The following is an 18,952-nucleotide window of genomic DNA, read 5'->3' as shown; positions in this document are numbered from 1 at the left end:
AGCTTTTTACCAAAGCAGCTTATGGTTGTTTGAAGCCTGCTCTTGTAAGCCGGCTCCGAGGGGCCCACCCCCATCTATTGCGTAGCTTTTGCACTTAGTTTGCTCTTACTTGAACATTCCTTGTGTCTCTACGGCACACTAGACTCGAAGATGCTGAGCAAAAATTTGAAGAGTTAAAAAAGCATAATAGTGATTTACAGAATAAACTTGGAGAAGAAAAGCAAAAAAATGCAAAATTACAAACTGAACTGACACAAAAAGATGAAAAACTAGCAAATATGTCAACAGAGCTGCAAGAAAGAGCGCAAGAACTTGAAGGTGCATATGAAGAAAAGAAAGACCTGAAGAAAAAGCTGGAAGTTGCCAATGTAAAAAATAAGAAACTGGAAGATACATTGCAGATAGAGAGCGAGCAAGCAGAACGTATAATGATCGAAGAGAATGAGCGCTTAACGAATTTAAAATATAGGCTCGACAAGGCTGAGCAAGAATTTGAAAAGCATAATAGTGATTTACAGAATGAACTTGGAGAGGAAAAGCAAAAAAATGCAAAATTGCAAGCTGAACTGACACAAAAAAATGAAAAGCTAGCAAATATGTCAACAGAGCTGGAAGAAAGAGCGCAAAAACTTGAGAGTGTGTATGAAGAAGAAAAAGAAGATCTAAAGAAGAGGCTGGAAGTTGCTAATGCAGAAAAAGAAGAGTTGACAAGTGAGGTAAGAAAATTGCAAGAGGAATTAGACCAGCTGTTAAGTAATTGCATAATAAAGCAAAAAAAATCAGAACAGGAACTCATGGAGGCTAAGCAAGAAATTGAAGAATTAGAGAAGTGCAATAGTGATTTACAGAATAAACTTGAAGAAGAAAAGCAAAAAAACGTAAAATTGCAAATTGGACTAACACAAAAAGATGAGAAGCTAGAAAATATATCAACAGAGCTGCAAGAGAAAATACAAGAACTTGAACGTGCACATGAAGGAAAGAAAGATCTAGAGAAAAAGTTAACAATTGCTAATGCAAAAAATGAAAAACTGGAAGATAAATTGAAACAGTTTAAAAAAGCGGAAGAGGAAGCAGGAGATATATTAGATGAAAATTGGAAAGATATACAGAATTTAAAATCTACAATTCAATGCTTAGATTATAAGTACAACACAAATCTGGAATCTTATAAACAAGAGGTAGATCAGCTAAAGTGGAAATATGAAGAGTTAAAGAACGAGGTAGAGCTTAAAAATAAGCAGATTAAGAGTCAAGAAGAACAGTTACGGCAGGATGAACGTTTAACGAATTTAAAACCTCAAATGCAAAATTTGCAAAGTGAGCATAACGCACATTTAGAATCTGATGAACAAGAGGTAAGTGAGCTAGAGTGGGATGAAAAGTGGGATTTTAAATCGTCAGAGGGAGAGCTAGAGACTAAAGATGAGCAAATTGAGAGGCAAAGAGAACAGTTACGGCAGGAGATGGAAGAAGAAATAATGGATCAATACCGTTCATTTATAGAACCAAAGTTTGAAGAGTATGAGAATGAGATTGAAATATTGAAAGAAAAGATTAAAGATATGGAAATTGAAAGAATAACGGGAGAAAGAGAAGAGCTAAACGGTAAAGAGCAACATCTAAATAACCAAGTAGAAATGTTAAGTACAGAGATTTCTCAACAGGAACCTTTGAACAATCGTGCAAAAATATCTGATCAGCTTGTAGGGGAAGTTGATAATGCAGAAAGAAAATCTAGATCTTCAAGCTCTGATAGTGCATTTTATAGTGATGATGATTGTTGTAATTCACTTCTAGACTTCATCAGCAGTCCCTCAAAGGTGTGTAGCCAAAGTCAGCACGGAAGTGTTTAATAAACATACTTATTTAGATGCATGTAAAATCAGTGCTTTTTTTCCTGTCATTCAACTCTTGTCATTCCAGTACGTGACACTGGATAAAAACATTTGTGAATTACGCAATGGACAACAAATTCTAGGAACATATGTTAAAATAATATCCACGATTAAAATAAGATAGATCCCAGTGTCACGCACTGGGATGACACTATTTTTTGTACTTTTACCTTCAAAGCTGCAACTTTTGCACAATTGTAGTCTTGACCATACGATCCTAGTTGTAAAAATTTCTAGATTTCAGTGTCTGAGCACTGGGATGATATCCTTCTAATGTTCGTACAGTTGTGTGTCAGCTACTTGAACGACAAACATTGAGATGACAAGAGTAAACCCATTTCTTGAACAAAAAAAGAGCCCCTAAAGAGATTTGACATCAAGATAACTTAAATATATACCAACTCTCTTATTTTTTAATGATTCCTCATCATGAGTCAAATGATCAAAAACCTGAATTTGATTTGTTACAATGTTACAATTATTATTTGCAACCTCCAATATACCATTATCAATTACAATTTTTTCCTTTGTCTGGTTACTCATTTGAGCAGTAATTATACCAGGCAATAAATAAATTAAATAAGGGGAATGGTAGGCTAAAATCATCAATTCCCCTTTAAGCCCGTTCACTGAAAGAGAAACTACTTCATCGAATGAAATTCGATTATCAGGAGAAAAAAATTGCACCTTAAAAGTGTTCATAATCTTTAATGTCCGGCTCCAACTTCAGCTTTTATTGATTCAGCCTTTTCTATTGCTTCACTTATACTTCCCACCATATAAAAAGCAGCTTCTGGCAGATGATCATATTTACCTTCAATAATTCCTTTAAAACTAGAAATAGTATCAGAAAGTGAAACAAATTTGCCAGACATGCCAGTAAATACCTCCGCAACATGAAAAGGTTGAGAAAGAAACTTCTGAATTTTACGAGCTCTATCAACAATAATTTTATCTTCATCAGATAGTTCATCCATACCAAGTATTGCGATAATATCTTGCAGCGACTTATAAGTTTGCAATATACGTTTCACCTCAGAAGCCACATTATAATGTTCTTCACCAATGATTTCAGCAGATAAAGACTGAGAAGTTGAGTCAAGTGGATCAACAGCAGGATATATACCCATTTCAGCTATCTGCCTTGACAACACTGTGGTTGCATCAAGATGAGAGAATGTCGTTGCTGGAGCTGGATCGGTCAAATCGTCTGCAGGAACATATATAGCCTGTACAGAAGTAATAGAACCAGCAGTAGTTGAGGCTATTCTCTCTTGCATAGCGCCCATATCAGTCGCAAGAGTTGGCTGATAACCAACAGCCGACGGTATTCTTCCAAGCAAAGCAGAAATTTCAGAGCCAGCTTGAGTAAAACGGAAGATATTATCTACAAAAAATAGAACATCTTGATTTTCATGATCACGAAAATACTCCGCCATAGTTAGTGCTGTTAAAGCAACCCTAGCCCTTGCTCCAGGAGGTTCATTCATTTGACCATAAACCAAAACGGCTTGAGATTTTTCGTGCTCATTTATATCTATTACATTCGAAGTAATCATCTCGTTATAAAGATCATTACCTTCACGCGTTCTCTCTCCTACTCCAGCAAACACAGAAAATCCTTTATGAGCTTTTGCTATGTTGTTAATCAGCTCCATTATCAGAACTGTTTTACCAACACCAGCGCCACCAAATAAGCCAATTTTTCCTCCTTTAAGATAAGGAGCAAGAAGATCTATAACCTTTATTCCTGTAACTAAAACTTCTTCCTGTATCTTCTGCTCAGTAAAGCTTGGAGGTGATCTATGTATAGGTTCTAAATCATACTTTCCTTTTAGCGGACCACACTCATCTATAAGCTCCCCTACAACATTAAAAATCCTTCCTAAAGTTGAGCGTCCAACCGGAACTGATATTGGTGCACCTGTATCAACAAACTCATCACCTCTTGACATACCATCTGTGCTATCCATAGCAATGCAACGAACTATATTGTCACCTATATGCTGTGAAACCTCTAAAACTAGCTCCTTGCCCTTATATTTTAGTTTGCTTTTTAAAGCATTAAATATCTTAGGCAACCCGTCTTCAAATTTTAAATCAACAACTGCTTGAGTTATTTTAACTACTTTACCTGTACTCATCTCTTTCATCACCTAACACTACAATTCTATAAAAGAACTTCTAAAGAAAATAAATCTTATATTATTAACAGAAATTTTGCAATATTAAAACACTTACTAGTTACGTTTCATTATAAACAATGCAAATGCATTCAATAGCCAAGTAATAACAAACAGCACCAAACTAAGCGCATAAGCAGCAAGAGTTTGCACACTATTGAAATCCTGATCTCCGGTAAGTAATGTAGCAATTTGTACAGTGATAGTAGTAACTGAATTGAGAGGATTAAAGGTCAAATTTGCATTGATTCCCACAGCCATTAGTACAATCATTGTTTCACCTATTACTCTTGAAATTGATAATAAAATTGCACTTAAAATTGTAGGCATTGCATAAGGTATTGTTATATGCCATATAGTTTCCGCTGGTGTTGCGCCAAGCGCCATAAAACCATAACGTAAACTTTTTGGAACAGATCTTATAGCATCTTCAAGCAAAGAAATAATAAAAGGAAGAATCATTACCCCGATCGATAAACCAGCAATCAAAGCACTTTCTGAGTGTATACTTAAATTAAAAAAATTTGCTACCTGCTTTATAAAAAAAGACAAAAATATAACTGAGAAGTATCCATATACAACAGTAGGAATAGCAGACAAAACCTGTAAGGCTGTATTAATAACATAACGCACTTTTTCACTCGCATACTCACTAATATATATTGCAGAAAATAAACCAAGCGGCACCGCAACTAACATTGCTACAATAGTTATAAGTAATGTCCCCACTAAAAGTGGCGCTATACCAAAACACCCCACCTCTCCTTCACCAATAATAGCTACATTATGCTTCCATTTTAAGCAAAATAAGAATTCTGAAATAGCTACTTTATTAAAAAAAGAAATGGACTGAACAAAAATAGATAGCATTATAAATAAAGTGATAAAAAGTGATATTGCTAAAGCCATAAATAACAAAAATTTTACCATCTTATTTCTTTTACCTTTAAGGATAAAAATCAGCATAAAAAAAAGTAACGCTATAGAAATAGAAGTTATAAAATAACCATCATAGAATGCTAACAAACAAGGTAGCATCCACATACAACTCAAATATATATAAGACTTAACTTTACTTACTGCTTGAAACTTACTCAAACAAAATAAAAGGACTAGTAAAACAAGTACGCCTATAATTAAATTCATTTTTCCATATATCAAATTTTATTCAACAAGAATGCCACAGAAGTTGACCATTATTTGACAATAGAGCAAAATAGTTTAAAATAAATAGTCATATTAATATAAAAACAATGAAAAGAACATTTCAACCAAAAAATTTTAAAAAAAAGCACAAACATGGATTTCGTTCACGTATGTCAACAAAAGCTGGAAGAAAAATTCTTAATAAGCGTCGCTCATTAGGGTGTAATAAATTATGCGCATAGTAAGCATAAAAAAAAAGAGTTTTCCTTTGCTTTTAAAAACAGATTAGCATCTTACAGTCTTTTTTATCGAGGGGTATATATATCACTATATGCTATAAAAGAAAGAGAACCTGAAAAGTATATTCATGTTATTAGAGTAGGTCTGGCTATCAGTAAAAAAGTCGGAAAAGCAGCAAAAAGAAATAAAATAAAAAGGCAATTACGAATGCTAGCTAAAGTTAGCATTTCTAATATAAGTAATGTAGGATACTATTACATAATACTAACCCATCAAAACATTATGCAAGCAGGCTATAAAAATTTACAAAAAGACCTCAATATTTGCTTAAAGAAAGATAAAATAAGAAGGAATTTTCACTAAAGTATTTACAGCTATATTTTTTATGATAAGATAAGTGAGGTTTTTAAAATAAATTAATAGATGTGGGTGCTTGAGGTAGAAAGTATAAAAAAACAAGATAAAAAGCTCGATACAAATAATGCTGAAGAGAGTTTTTATGAATATAGAAAGTCTAGCTATCGTACACAATGGGGAATGGCATTTGAACAAAGCCAATATTTAGAACAAAATAAAGATAATCCTAGAGGGAAATTGCTAAATTTTAATATAGAAGCAACTCATTACAATAAGAGAATAGTTTGATAAAAGTACCCGTTCAGGGAAGTGGTTGAAGAAACGATAGGTAGGGGATTGTATAGTTCTCTTTGTTTCCATGTTAAGTATAATGAAATTATCCTTTCAAGTTCCTAGCTCTGATTACGTAAAATATGAGCTTTTACAGTAAACGATATAATGCCTAATTTGCTGTTCAGCGTGATAGTGGAATACTTTCTGGTTTACTTAAAAAATTTCACATCATTCTTTCAGATTTTAAAATATTTTTCGCAACTTGAGAAGCTCCAGTTGCTTCAGATAGGTAGCTTCAAGTAATACCTTATACGTTTTGCAACTTTCTTACACTTCTGTTTCATTTTTTAATAAAGCTTTTTTTAGCATAAATAATTCAGTGGATGCGTTTTTTAAGTAACAGCCCAGAATTTTAACTTCAATAGTCCAGCTATGTTTCAAAGTACCTTTCAGCGACTATTACGATTGCAACATACACTGTCTTTTAAATCTTCTTTCCCTTTAAAACTTGCAGTATTGCTTCAGCACTAACCAAGTTTACCTTTATTATAACACGTTGATGCGCAAAACCTCACTTTTCTTATTCGATTTGCTCATACACCTTTTTGCATTTGAGGGAATTCTATATTCACTATTTGATACGCTTTCAATTCACATTAAAAACATCACTTATAATTTTCACGTTTTGAATTTTTATAAGATCCACTGAGTGCTACAATTATCACCTAACTATTGGACCAAATGTATCTGCTTTTTGGTAGTTTGCTACTTCTTCTTTCTCCTCATCTCCAACAACTTAATTAATATTCAATTATATAAAGTTTGATTTTCGGAAGATCAATTGTTTGATGATTTGTTAAATGTTGCTATCTCTCCTCCTAATTTGGAAATAAGTGACAAATTCTACTTTTAAATTTTCTACTTTTATCTTAAAGTTTTCGCAGAGTTCTAAAAGATCAGTTATATTACCTCACAGCTACTCTATGTTTACCTTGTTTCATCGCTCTACTGAAAAGATATAAATAAGAAGAAATTTTTATAAACTTGGCAACGACCTACTTTCCCTTTTTAAGTATCATCGGCGCTAAAAAGTTTCACTTCCGAGTTCGAAATGAGATCGGGTGGTTCATTTTTGCTATAGCCACCAAGTCAACAAAAATTTCTGACTTAATAAATTTTAATTTAATATTTAACACTGCATATGCACATATAGAAAGCAAATAAATCAATCAGGCTATTAGTACCAGTTAGCTTCACATGTTACCATGCTTCTACACCTAGCCTATCAACGTGGTAGTCTCCCACGGCCTTAATTGGGAAATTTTTTTGAAGAGGGTTTCTTGCTTATATGCTTTCAGCAATTATCCCATCTATACATAGCTACCCAGCGATGCTATTGGCATAACAGCTGGTACACCAGAGGTATATACATCTCGGTCCTCTCGTACTAGAGTCAGATCTTCTCAAATTTCCTTCACCCACGGCAGATAGAAACCGAACTGTCTCACGACGTTCTAAACCCAACTCACGTAACACTTTAATCGGCGAACAGCCGAACCCTTGGGACCTTCTCCAGCCCCAGGATGTGATGAGTCGACATCGAGGTGCCAAACGGTGTCGTCGATATGAACTCTCGAACACCATCAGCCTGTTATCCCCGGCGTACCTTTTATCCGTTGAGCGATAACCCTTCCATACAGAATTACCGGATCACTATGACCGACTTTCGTCTCTGCTTGGCTTGTCAGCCTCGCAGTCAGGCAAGCTTATGCCATTGTACTATCAAGCTGATTTCCGACCAGCTCTAGCTTACCTTCGCACGCCTCCGTTACTTTTTAGGAGGCGACCGCCCCAGTCAAACTACCCACCATACAATGTCCTAGTTCCAGATAATGAAACATAGTTAGATATCAAAAGTGTAAAGGGTGGTATCTCAAGGTTAACTCCATTATAGCTAGCGCCATAACTTCAAAGTCTCCCACCTATCCTGCACATCACACTTTTAATAGCAATGTAAAGCTATAGTAAAGGTGCACGGGGTCTCTTCGTCTAACCGCGGGTACCCCGCATCTGCACGGGGAATTCAATTTCGCTGAAGTGATGTTGGAGACAGTGGAGAAATCGTTACGCCATTCGTGCGGGTCGGAACTTACCCGACAAGGAATTTCGCTACCTTAGGACCGTCAGTGTTACGGCCGCCGTTTACTGGGGCTTCAATTCAGAGCTTGCACCCCTCCTATTAACCTTCCAGCACCGGGCAGGCGTCAGACCCTATACTTCCACTTACGTGTTTGCAGAGTCCTGTGTTTTTAGTAAACAGTCGCTACTCCCTATTTTGTGCCACCTACTTGTAGTTGCCTAAAAGCAGGTTACCCTTCTTCCGAAGTTACAGGTATAATTTGCCGAGTTCCTTCAACATCATTCTTTCAACACCTTAGTATACTCTACTCATCCACCAGTGTCGGTTTACGGTACGGCCTCATAAATATAAGTGCTATTTCCTGGAGCTTCTTTTAAGCATAGATCAATCCAATAAGACCTATACAAATACAAAACCCGTCACACTTAAGAGGTTTAGGAATATTAACCTAATTGCCATCGACTACTCCTTTACGGACTCGCCTTAGGAACCGACTAACCCTACGCAGATTAACTTAACGTAGGAACCCTTAGATTTTTGGTGAGAGTGTTTTTCACACTCTTTTACGCTACTTATGTCAGCATTCTCACTTCCGATATCTCCAGCAGTTTTTACAAACCACCTTCACAGACTTACGGAACGCTCCGCTACCGCGCCTATTAATCGAAATTAATAAGCACCCACATCTTCGGTATACAGCTTTAGCCCCGGTACATTTTCGGCGCAGAAAAACTTATTTAGACAAGTGAGCTGTTACGCTTTCTTTAAAGGATGGCTGCTTCCAAGCCAACCTCCTAGCTGTAATGGTTTTTCTACTTCCTTTCCCACTTAGCTGTAATTTTGGGACCTTAGATAGTGATCTGGGCTGTTTCCCTTTCCACCACGGACTTAGCACCCATAGTGTGTCTGCTGTATAATTAATTATTGGTATTCGGAGTTTGGTTAGATTTGGTAAGATGATGAATCCCCCTAGTCTATCCAGTGCTCTACCCCCAACAACATAAATACAACGCTCTACCTAAATAGATTTCGCGGAGAACCAGCTATTTCCAAGTTTGATTGGCCTTTCACCCCTAATCACAACTCATCCAATAATGTTGCAACATTAACTGGTTCGATCCTTCAGTATGTTTTACCATACCTTCAATCTGGTCATGACTAGATCACTTGGTTTCGGGTCTAATCCATAAAACTAAACGCCCTATTCAGACTTGCTTTCGCTACGCCTACACCTATCGGCTTAAGCTTGCTTCATAGATTAACTCGCTGACCCATTATGCAAAAGGTACGCTGTCACTCTAAATATCAATAAATTGATATAGAGCTCCAACTGTTTGTAAGCACTTGATTTCAGATTCTATTTCACTCCCCTCCCGGGGTTCTTTTCACCTTTCCCTCACGGTACTTGTTCACTATCGGTCGTTAAGGAGTATTTAGGCTTGGAGGATGGTCCCCCCATATTCAAACAGGATTTCACGTGCCCCGCTCTACTCAAGGATTTAAAAACTTTCTATTTGTACAGGACTATCACCTTCTATGGTTACCATTTCCAGAGTATTCTAATTCTTATTTTTAAATCACTAGCCTTTTCCGCTTTCGCTCGTCACTACTAACAGAATCTCGGTTGATTTCTTTTCCTTTGGCTACTTAGATATTTCAGTTCACCAAGTTTGCTTTATATACTTAGTATATAATAACTAGCTAAGCTAGTTGGGTTTCCCCATTCGGAAATCTGCGGATCAAAATTTGTTGACAATTTCCCGCAGCTTATCGCAGCCTGCCACGTCCTTCATCGCCTCTTAACGCCAAGGCATCCATCAAGTGCTCTTAATAATTTATTTATCTGACTATATGTAGAATATGCAGAGTTAAATATTAACTTACAATTGAATTGAGATTAAATAATCTCTACCATAAAACTTTTCAAACATCTAAAAACTAATCTTTTATATGTTACAATCTGATAAATCATATGTCAACGCCTTTTTACACAAAACATTTACCTATTATTATCAACAACAATATACCAGCAATCTTAAACATTATAATCTAAGAAATATTTGACAAATTGATATGTACAGAAAAATTAATGAAAAAGATATTTTGTAAGATAAAATGTGTTAAAATTAGTTACCTAAAAATGAAAATGAACATTTGGAGTATTTCTAATGTATGAAAAGTAATCTATCTTTTATAAAAAACTTTGCTTTAAATTGTATATCCAAGCTCACTGGCTTATTAAATAGTAAAAAAGTAAAAAATTTCATTATGGATAAATACAGTACTCTCCATAAAGAAATTGTAGTGTTTCTTGAAAAATCTAAAAACCTGTTAAATACCAACACTGAAATCGGGTTATATCACTTCTATAAAGGTAATATATCAGATGCAAAGTTAAGATTTTGGTTAATTAGCATATTCTACCCTAATTTACCTCTAGTCTGGTATAATATCGGAAGATGTCATTTTGCAGTAGGCAATACTAACAAAGCTTATAATTATTTAACAAAAACCCTAAAATTAGATAGTAGTCATAAAGAAGCTTCTTACTATATAAAGAAAATAACAAACACATCAGATATTGTGGAATTGCCTGAAAATCTCATAAAGCAATATTTTGATTACACAGGTGAATATTTTGTTGAGCATTGGCTAATTGCCAAACAATACAGAGGGCATGAACTAGTACACATGATAATTACAAAAGTCTTTAACAACTCCACTTCTAAACTGAATATACTCGACCTTGGTTGCGGTACTGGAATATGTGGTCACTTCCTAAAAATAAGTAATATTAGAAGTCGCATAACAGGAGTTGACATCTCAAATAGAATGCTCAATATTGCAAGAGGATGCCTTATAAAAGGTAAACCTGTTTACGATGAGTTAATACATACAGAAATGAAAGAGTTTCTTAAACAAGAGAAGAACCAGCAGTATGATGTAATTATCTTTGCTGAAGTGCTACACTATCTACATGATTTTCTAGCAGAATTGGAACTAGCAAAAGGATTGACAAACAAAAAAGGGGTTATTGTATGTTTAGTAAGAAGAAAGGAAGGTAAAGGTATTGACTTTGTAAACAAAGGAGATTATTTTCGTCACTCAGAAGATTATATTCAGCATGTTGCAAAAGAAACAAATATGCAAATAAGTCAAATGAGTTACTGTAAAATATATGGCAGCCAAGTTGATGGTATCTTGTTTGCATTACAGTATCCACAAAAAAATTTAACAACTTAATCGAGAAATCGCTCAAATAAATGTCTATATTATCATAAAGGGAGTCTTATGAATTACATTGCTATTAACTACGCAAAGGATAGTAAATTAACTGATTTTGGAAAAGCAGTTCTATTGGACAGGTATTTAATAGAAAATGAAAGTTATCAAGATCTCTTTATACGTATTGCCAATTACTACTCTGATAATAAAGAGCATGCACAGCGTCTTTATGATTACATGAGCAATTTATGGTTCATGCCTTCAACTCCAATACTTAGTAATGGTGGTACCAAGAGAGGATTGCCTATTTCCTGCTTTCTTAACGAAACTGAAGATAGCTTGCAGGGAATAGTTGATTTATGGAATGAAAATGTTTGGCTCGCTGCACGTGGTGGTGGAATAGGTAGTTATTGGGGAAATTTACGTTCAATTGGTGAAAGTGTCAAAGGTAGCGGTAAAACATCAGGAATTGTGCCATTTATCGTAGTACAAAATGCTCTGACGCTTGCAATCAGCCAAGGATCCTTAAGAAGAGGAAGCTCAGCAGTTTATCTTCCTGTATGGCATCCAGAAATAGAAGAGTTTCTAGATTTACGTAAGCCAACTGGTGGTGACCCAAATCGCAAAGCATTAAATATACATCATGCTGTAATAGTAACAGATAAGTTTATGCAAGCTGTTGAAGATGATCAAGAATGGGATTTAATAAGCCCTCATAACAATAAAGTTATTTCAACAGTAAAAGCACGGGATATATGGATTAAAATATTAACAGCAAGAGTTGAAACTGGAGAACCTTACATTATTTTCCTTGATGCAACAAATAACAATAAGCCAGAATCTTACAAAAAACTCAACTTAGACATCAAAATGTCAAACCTATGCAGTGAAATAACTTTAACTACAGGTTACGATCACCTGAAAAAGTCACGCACTGCTGTATGTTGTTTATCATCCGTAAATCTTGAATACTACGAAGAATGGAAAGATAATGAGCTTTTCATAGAAGATATAATGCGTTTTCTTGATAATGTATTAGAGGATTTCATAAACCAAGCACCAAATGAAATACAGCGAGCAAAATATTCCGCAATAAGAGAGCGTAGTATCGGTCTTGGCGTGATGGGTTTTCATTCATTTTTACAAAGTAAAATGGTTCCTTTTGAATCAGTAACAGCCCAACAATGGAATAAAAAAGTATTTAAGCATTTGCGCGAGCAAGCAGATGTAGTTTCTAAAAAATTAGCAGAAGAAAAAGGTCCATGTCTTGATGCTAAAGAAATCGATCTAATGGAAAGGTTTACACATAAGCTCGCTATTGCTCCAACTGCCTCAATTTCGATTATCGCAGGCAACACTTCCCCTGGAATAGAGCCATATGCAGCAAACGTATTTATACAGAAGACACTTACAGGTTCATTTGTAGTACGAAATAAATTCTTGCAAAAACTACTAGCAGAAAAAAATCAAGACAATGATGAAATATGGTCCTCAATTTCAACAAATGAGGGTTCTGTTCAGCATTTAGATTTTCTTAGCAAGCATGAAAAACTGACATTTAAAACAGCATACGAACTTGATCAACAATGGATCATAGAACATGCAAGTGATAGAACTCCTTATATTTGTCAATCTCAATCAGTAAATCTGTTCTTACCTGCCAATGTGCATAAACGTTACTTACACAAAATACATATGCTTGCTTGGAAAAAAGGATTAAAAAGCTTGTATTATTGCAGATCACAATCAATGCAGAGAGCTGACAAGGTCTCACATGACATATTCAAAAAAAGTGAAATATTGCAACAAAAAACAGATATTAATTATGATGAATGTCTATCATGCCAGTAGACTGTACATAACTTACTGTCACAAAAATACAATTGTACAAAAGTTATGTTTTCATAGATGCTACATATAAATCCAGATGAATTTCTAAAGTCTATTCCAAGAGATAAACGTATAATGTGCCTTGATATGGGAGAAAAACAAATAGGCATAGCATTTAGTGATAAAACACAGCTTATAGCTACAGCTCATAGTATATATTATAGAAGAAATATGAGCAAAGATTTAGGTTATCTAAATAGAGTGCTTAAAGAAAATGAAGCTGGATCAATGGTAATAGGACTACCATTCAAAATAGATGACCAAGAGACTGAATGGTGTAAAGCAATAATCCAGTTTGCAAATAAAATAATAAAAAAATGTAAAGTACACATATACCTACAAGACGAAAGTCTATCAACATCTCTTGCAACTCACGCACTAAAAATTACTGGAATATCAATCACAAAATCAAAAAAAATAGATGATAAAATTGCTGCATGTATTATTCTGCAACGAACGTTAGATAAGATAAATACCATCAAATAGTTTTTTCAACTGAATTCATGTAAAACTATTCAATAAAACAAGAACTTCTCGTATAAGCATGACAAATTGCTGTAGCAAGAGCATCAGCAGTATGATGACATTTTATATTTAAGTTTTTAACTATTTGCTTCACCATAAATATAATCTGATCCTTATCAGCATGACCATTTCCAGTAATGCTCTTTTTTATATAGTTTGCATCATATTCATTCATGGGTAAATCCGTCATTCGTAATATTAAAATTGCAATCGCTCTTGCATATCCTAAAGTTAGCGAAGATTTTGGGTTCTTATTAACAAAAATTTTCTCTACTGCAGCTTCATTTGGAGAGTATAGAGAAATTACTTTCTTTAATTCTTCAAAAATTATATGTAAACGCTCACCTGTACCCAACTTACTATCAGTTGATATGGCACCACCACCCAAAAATTCAATACTATTTTTTTCTTCCAGATTGATAATTGCCCAACCAGTTTTGCTTATTCCTGGATCTAGACCTATTATCTTAATCACTTAATAAATGCTGAGCCAATAAACAAACAAAAATAAAAATATCCAAACTACATCAACGAAGTGCCAATACCAAGAAGCAAACTCAAAACATAAATGATCTTGAGGTGTAATCTGATTTTTTCGAGCTCTAAATAAACATACTGACAAGAATATTATCCCTATTATAACATGTACACAATGAAAACCAGTAATCATGTAAAAGTTGGATGTATAGATAAGTTTCTCTCCCGCTTCTTGTAGAGAAAAACTTGCTTCATAATACTCAATTGCTTGCACTATTATAAAGAACATCCCAAGCAATATAGTTATAGACAGCATTTTAATCATGCTCTTTTGATCATTTTCAAGTAAAAAATGATGTGCTGAAGTAATCGTTGTACCAGAAAGTAATAATATTAGTGTATTCATAAATGGTAACGACCACGGATCCGGTGGTAAAATCCCTTCAGGGGGCCATTCAACTTTTTTTGTAGGAGAAAACGCTTCAAATAAAAAAACCGGATCAAGCCAGGCTTTAAAGAATGAACAAAAGAACGCTATAAAAAACACAACTTCCGAGAGGATAAATAAGTACATTGCAAGCTTGAGTCCATGTTTTACAATGGCAGTATGGCATTTATCATAAATTGCTTCTCTTATTACATCTCTCCACCAATAAAACAGCACTCCTGATACCGCAGAGATTCCCAAAACTAAACCAAATATTCCAGAAATTTGTTTATGGAGTGTACCAACTAATCCAAGTGCAAGAACAAGAATTGCTGCTGATATAGCAATTGGCCAGGGACTTGGGTCCACTAAATGAAAATCATGTTCTTTACTTTTCATATCACCTTCAAAAATACATATCAAGCATACAAATTAGCTTAAAATTGTCAATATTTCTTAAAATCTTGATCAAATTTTGAAAAATTATATGCGCTATTCCAAAAGTCTAACTCAAATTGTGCAGTTATTTTAAATAATTCAAGCATTCTGGTTCTTTCACTTTCCCTTGCTTTGTTACAATACTCGTCAACAATATCTTCCAAAGCAACACATCCAGATTCCATCAAACTACCGCCAAAAAAATCAAACCAATCCTTATATCTATTATTTTTTTTAATTTTATTTCTCATATTATCAACAATAATTTTATATATAAAATGGCAAGAGTAAAGAACTGTTACAGCTTCATAAATGTCGCTATACGAAGTAGACAAAAGAAAGTTAGTAAAATTGAAACATTCAAGCGACTTTTCTCCACGATTTATGGAGTATACAGTAAAGTAGTGGTCGTATAACACTCTCATAATCTCTATTCCTCCTTTAGCCACCCCAATCAATGGAACAATGTTATTACAACTCTCCATTTTTGATGCAGTCATTAAAACAGTACGAACATAATCAGCTAAAAAGAATGCATCTTGTTGTATATAAAATTTGAAGTTTTCTATGTTTAAAGTATTATTTGCTAATTCAACATTGAAAGGATGCTCAATAATATCCTTTAAAAGATTTGACCCATAATAACTCTTAATTATACCACTAAACATCACATAAACTAGAATATAATTTAGTGTTAATACTACAGATTATGCTAGAGAATACATCTCATCCCAAAACATTATTTCTAGCTCTAGACCTCTCTTAAAAAACTCACGCATCTTTTTCCTCTCACAATCACCAGCCTTTGCATATAGATTATTTGCAACGTCAGTAACTTGATTAATCGTAGCATTCATTACTGTGTTATTATAGATATCAATCCACCCTTGATATCTGTGATCTTCAACTTTTTTAGGCATAACCTCTCCTACCATATGATTTATAATAATTTGGTATATATTAAAACAAGGATAAGACGCTGCTAAAGCTTCAGCAACAGAATTATGATATGCAGCACGCATAAAAAAATCAGTAAAAGCAGAACAAGATTTTGATTTTTTATGATTATCGGATAAATCACAAGTCTCAAAATATTCAGTATACTGCTTTCGAACCGCAAATGTTCCCCTTGCTACATTAACCAAACTGCCCATTATTTCAATGTCATCAACTTTAGCTGCAATAATCAATAAAGCACGAGTACAGTCCACTAAATATAAAAAATCCTGCTGAAGATAAATTTTGAACTTTTCATAATCTAGCGTATTGTTTATCAATTCAACATTGAAAGGATGTTCTTTTATTTCTTCAATAAGATCAGATGATTCTTTTATAGCAATATCATAAAATTCTTCTTTTGGTTTGTTGGACATCTTGTAAGCCTCATAAATATTAAAACTAGTATAGTTACTAAAAAGTTACTTACAATTTATAATAAGTTATTATATCAGTATCAAGCTAGAAATAAAAGAGTTTAATAGTTTAAAGAAATTCTCTCTTTTCTTCTTCTATATTAAATTCTTTACAAAAATCAGTAGATAAGTCCACACCTTCCCAAGAAAATCCACCATCACTTTCTAACTTTTTACCAAAATGCCCATAGCAGGCTGTACGTTTATATATAGGACGATTAAGTGATAAATGTCTTATTATGCCTTTAGTTGATAAATCTATGTTACCTTCAATAAACCCTTTAATCCTCTCTTCATCTATTGTATTCGTGCCAAATGTATCAATGTAAAATGAAGTAGGTTTTGAGACACCAATTGCATAAGAAAGCTGCACAAGACAACGTTCAGCTAAACCTGCAAAGACAATATTTTTAGCAAGGTATCTCGCCATATAAGCTGCGGATCTATCAACTTTTGTTGCATCTTTTCCAGAAAACGCTCCTCCACCGTGTGGAATATAGCCTCCATAAGTATCAACCATAATTTTTCGTCCGGTTAATCCACAATCACCAACTGGTCCACCAATAACAAATCTACCTGTTGGATTGACTAAGAGATTTTCTTTAGGGCACATCCACCCTTCAGGTAAAGATGAAGCTATGTAAGGATAAATTATTTCCTTCACTTTCGATTGACTCAGATCCTCAAGATGCTGTATTGAAACAACAATACTTTCAGCACGCACTGGAAGGTTATTCTCATACGCCAAAGTGATTTGCGATTTTGCATCCGGACCAAGCTTTACCCCTTTGACCATACTCATGATATTTCTCAGAATCGAGTGTGCATAAAAAATGGGTGCTGGCATGAGGCTTTCTGTCTCTATTGTTGCATAGCCATACATTATGCCCTGATCCCCAGCACCTTGATCCACACCTATTGCAATGTCATTTGATTGTTCATGTAGTAATATATTTACTTTCACTGTTTCCCAGTGGAAACCATCATGCTCATAACCAATATCTTTTATTGTATTCCGTACAATACTTTCAATCTTGCTATTTTCAATGTTCGGCCCAAATACTTCCCCAGCTATAATAACATTATCTTTAGTAACTAAAGTCTCTATTGCAGTACGAGAGGAAGAGTCATTAAAAAGGTATTCGTCAAGTATTGCATCTGAAATCTGGTCTGCTACTTTGTCTGGATGACCGGCTGCTACTGATTCACTGGTTACTGAATTCTTATGTAAAACCATCGCTTAGTTACACGATATCAAAACTATTGCAAATTTAAATGGTGGGTCTGGGAAGAGTTGAACCTCCGACCTCACGCTTATCAGGCGTGCGCTCTAACCACCTGAGCTACAGACCCGTATCTATTCAAGCCAAGGCTTGCATATCATCTGTAGGCACAACATCAATAAACGTCTTTTTATTTGCTGATTTTCTAAAACTCACCCAGCCTTTCGTTTTAGCAAAAATCGTATGATCTTTACCCATACCAACATTCTTTCCAGGATGAAATTTTGTACCTCTTTGACGTACAATTATGTTACCTGGAATAACCTCACCATTCTTCTTTATCCCGAGTCGACGCCCTGCCGAATCTCTACCATTACAGGAACTACCACCTGATTTTTTAGTTGCCATATCTTACCTCTTACTTTTGAAGACTAATTTCATTGATACGAAGAACAGTAATATACTGCCTATGACCATTTTTCCTACGGTAATTTTTTCTTCTCTTTTTCTTAAAGATTATAATTTTTTTATCTCTACACTGCTCCAGTACTTCAGCTTTAACAACAGCATTAGATGAACAAGATAAGCCATTGTTTGAAACACAAATCACTTTATTGATTTCCACTTCCTCTTTTTCTTCAGCTTGTAATCTTTCTACTTTAATTATGCTGCCTTTTTTTACTAAATACTGCTTTCCACCAGTTTCGATTACTGCAAACATGACAAATATCAATTATTGTTATTAACACTAATCGTAAATGATGTCACACATACTGTCAATATAAATAAAAACATGAAATACTTCTACCTTTATCTGCTTTTCCTCGTGGAGAGTAGTCAAGTTTTAAAACTTGACTACTCTCAAATTCTCTTAGTCTCATGAAAACTTTACGACGTTAATAAAAACTCAAGCTTTCACTAAAAACATTCAATCGGAGCTTATAAATTAAAACTCATTCCAAGTTCAAACCCATGAGAAAAATTACTGAACTTGTGAAGTTTATAGCCAGCGAAAACATTCGTTCTCTCAGAAAGTGGAAGATTAATACCAGCACCTATCTGGTAGGAAAAAAACTTTTCTACGTCTGGCTGTTGATC

Annotated in this window: 16 protein-coding genes, 1 tRNA gene, 2 rRNA genes and 2 pseudogenes; 7 read left to right on the top strand and 14 right to left on the bottom strand. The window is 34.5% G+C overall.

Annotation, left to right across the window (positions count from 1 at the left end):
• Window positions 1-140: 140 nt before the first annotated feature.
• Window positions 141-1,856: pseudogene (locus ACJ5GX_RS03235) on the top strand (hypothetical protein); the annotation flags it as partial.
• 402 nt (window positions 1,857-2,258) lie between these two features.
• On the opposite strand, the gene ACJ5GX_RS03230 reads toward ACJ5GX_RS03235, so the two are convergent.
• The 3 genes from ACJ5GX_RS03230 to pstC all read right to left on the bottom strand — a co-directional run bounded on the left by ACJ5GX_RS03230 (window position 2,259) and on the right by pstC (window position 5,227).
• On the bottom strand, window positions 2,259-2,600 hold the full coding sequence (locus ACJ5GX_RS03230; RefSeq protein WP_019236916.1) for a hypothetical protein: 342 nt from the start codon (window positions 2,598-2,600) through the stop codon (window positions 2,259-2,261).
• A gap of 5 nt (window positions 2,601-2,605) precedes the next feature.
• The gene (gene atpD, locus ACJ5GX_RS03225) at window positions 2,606-4,042 is read right to left on the bottom strand and encodes a F0F1 ATP synthase subunit beta (RefSeq protein WP_007302524.1); all 1,437 of its coding nucleotides are present in this window, start codon (window positions 4,040-4,042) and stop codon (window positions 2,606-2,608) included.
• Between the two features lie 96 nt (window positions 4,043-4,138).
• Entirely contained in the window at window positions 4,139-5,227 is a 1,089-nt protein-coding gene (pstC, locus tag ACJ5GX_RS03220) for a phosphate ABC transporter permease subunit PstC (RefSeq protein WP_012482001.1), read from the bottom strand.
• Window positions 5,228-5,334: 107 nt separating this feature from the next.
• On the opposite strand from pstC, the gene rpmH reads away from it, so the two are divergent.
• Genes rpmH through ACJ5GX_RS03205 form a run of 3 tightly spaced genes read left to right on the top strand, consistent with a single transcriptional unit; the run spans window position 5,335 to window position 6,112 of the window.
• Entirely contained in the window at window positions 5,335-5,469 is a 135-nt protein-coding gene (gene rpmH, locus ACJ5GX_RS03215; protein ID WP_080600798.1) for a 50S ribosomal protein L34, read from the top strand.
• Window positions 5,453-5,830 (top strand): ribonuclease P protein component, encoded by a 378-nt coding sequence (gene rnpA, locus ACJ5GX_RS03210; protein ID WP_081439702.1) that lies wholly within the window; start codon window positions 5,453-5,455, stop codon window positions 5,828-5,830. The genes rpmH and rnpA overlap by 17 nt, the downstream gene beginning before the upstream one ends.
• Window positions 5,831-5,890: 60 nt before the next feature.
• Entirely contained in the window at window positions 5,891-6,112 is a 222-nt protein-coding gene (locus ACJ5GX_RS03205; protein ID WP_007302521.1) for a hypothetical protein, read from the top strand.
• On the opposite strand, the pseudogene ACJ5GX_RS03200 reads toward ACJ5GX_RS03205, so the two are convergent.
• The 3 genes and pseudogenes from ACJ5GX_RS03200 to ACJ5GX_RS03190 form a co-directional block, all read right to left on the bottom strand.
• A pseudogene (locus tag ACJ5GX_RS03200) lies at window positions 6,091-6,948 on the bottom strand (IS66 family transposase); the annotation flags it as partial. The gene ACJ5GX_RS03205 and the pseudogene ACJ5GX_RS03200 sit on opposite strands and share 22 nt — an antisense overlap.
• A 191-nt stretch (window positions 6,949-7,139) precedes the next feature.
• Window positions 7,140-7,246: ribosomal RNA gene (gene rrf / locus ACJ5GX_RS03195) — 5S ribosomal RNA — on the bottom strand.
• Window positions 7,247-7,313: 67 nt separating this feature from the next.
• Window positions 7,314-10,078, bottom strand: a 23S ribosomal RNA gene (locus ACJ5GX_RS03190).
• A gap of 331 nt (window positions 10,079-10,409) precedes the next feature.
• On the opposite strand from ACJ5GX_RS03190, the gene ACJ5GX_RS03185 reads away from it, so the two are divergent.
• From ACJ5GX_RS03185 to ruvX, 3 genes are read left to right on the top strand one after another with little or no spacing between them, the layout of a single operon-like run.
• Window positions 10,410-11,480 carry a methyltransferase domain-containing protein gene (locus tag ACJ5GX_RS03185; RefSeq protein WP_007302520.1) on the top strand — a complete coding sequence of 357 codons (1,071 nt, stop codon included), beginning with the start codon at window positions 10,410-10,412 and terminating at the stop codon, window positions 11,478-11,480.
• Window positions 11,481-11,528: 48 nt separating this feature from the next.
• Window positions 11,529-13,313, top strand: coding sequence for a ribonucleoside-diphosphate reductase subunit alpha (locus tag ACJ5GX_RS03180; RefSeq protein WP_007302519.1), 1,785 nt, complete (start codon window positions 11,529-11,531; stop codon window positions 13,311-13,313).
• Between the two features lie 57 nt (window positions 13,314-13,370).
• A complete protein-coding gene (gene ruvX / locus ACJ5GX_RS03175) occupies window positions 13,371-13,838 on the top strand; it encodes a Holliday junction resolvase RuvX (RefSeq protein ID WP_019236914.1) in 468 nt (155 codons plus the stop codon).
• Window positions 13,839-13,863: 25 nt separating this feature from the next.
• Here ruvX and ruvC read toward each other — a convergent pair whose 3' ends face one another.
• The 8 genes from ruvC to rplU all read right to left on the bottom strand — a co-directional run bounded on the left by ruvC (window position 13,864) and on the right by rplU (window position 18,575).
• Complete coding sequence (gene ruvC, locus ACJ5GX_RS03170) at window positions 13,864-14,352, bottom strand: crossover junction endodeoxyribonuclease RuvC (protein WP_019236913.1); 489 nt, start codon at window positions 14,350-14,352, stop codon at window positions 13,864-13,866.
• On the bottom strand, window positions 14,353-15,180 hold the full coding sequence (locus ACJ5GX_RS03165) for a cytochrome c oxidase subunit 3 (RefSeq protein ID WP_019236912.1): 828 nt from the start codon (window positions 15,178-15,180) through the stop codon (window positions 14,353-14,355).
• A 47-nt stretch (window positions 15,181-15,227) separates the two neighbouring features.
• A complete protein-coding gene (locus ACJ5GX_RS03160; RefSeq protein WP_007302513.1) occupies window positions 15,228-15,887 on the bottom strand; it encodes a TenA family protein in 660 nt (219 codons plus the stop codon).
• A gap of 39 nt (window positions 15,888-15,926) precedes the next feature.
• Window positions 15,927-16,592, bottom strand: a complete 666-nt coding sequence (locus ACJ5GX_RS03155; RefSeq protein ID WP_007302512.1) for a TenA family protein — start codon at window positions 16,590-16,592, stop codon at window positions 15,927-15,929.
• A 109-nt stretch (window positions 16,593-16,701) separates the two neighbouring features.
• On the bottom strand, window positions 16,702-17,868 hold the full coding sequence (metK, locus tag ACJ5GX_RS03150) for a methionine adenosyltransferase (protein ID WP_019236911.1): 1,167 nt from the start codon (window positions 17,866-17,868) through the stop codon (window positions 16,702-16,704).
• A gap of 39 nt (window positions 17,869-17,907) precedes the next feature.
• Window positions 17,908-17,984: transfer RNA gene (locus ACJ5GX_RS03145), tRNA-Ile, on the bottom strand.
• A gap of 8 nt (window positions 17,985-17,992) precedes the next feature.
• Window positions 17,993-18,262: a 50S ribosomal protein L27 gene (gene rpmA / locus ACJ5GX_RS03140; RefSeq protein WP_006012184.1), complete on the bottom strand. Its 270-nt coding sequence runs from the start codon at window positions 18,260-18,262 to the stop codon at window positions 17,993-17,995.
• 10 nt (window positions 18,263-18,272) lie between these two features.
• Window positions 18,273-18,575, bottom strand: a complete 303-nt coding sequence (rplU, locus tag ACJ5GX_RS03135) for a 50S ribosomal protein L21 (protein WP_007302510.1) — start codon at window positions 18,573-18,575, stop codon at window positions 18,273-18,275.
• Window positions 18,576-18,952 lie beyond the last annotated feature (377 nt).

Source organism: Wolbachia endosymbiont of Tuta absoluta (assembly GCF_059414725.1).
The sequence above is the reverse complement of the archived record's forward strand: the minus strand, read 5'-3'. Positions and strand labels throughout refer to the sequence as shown.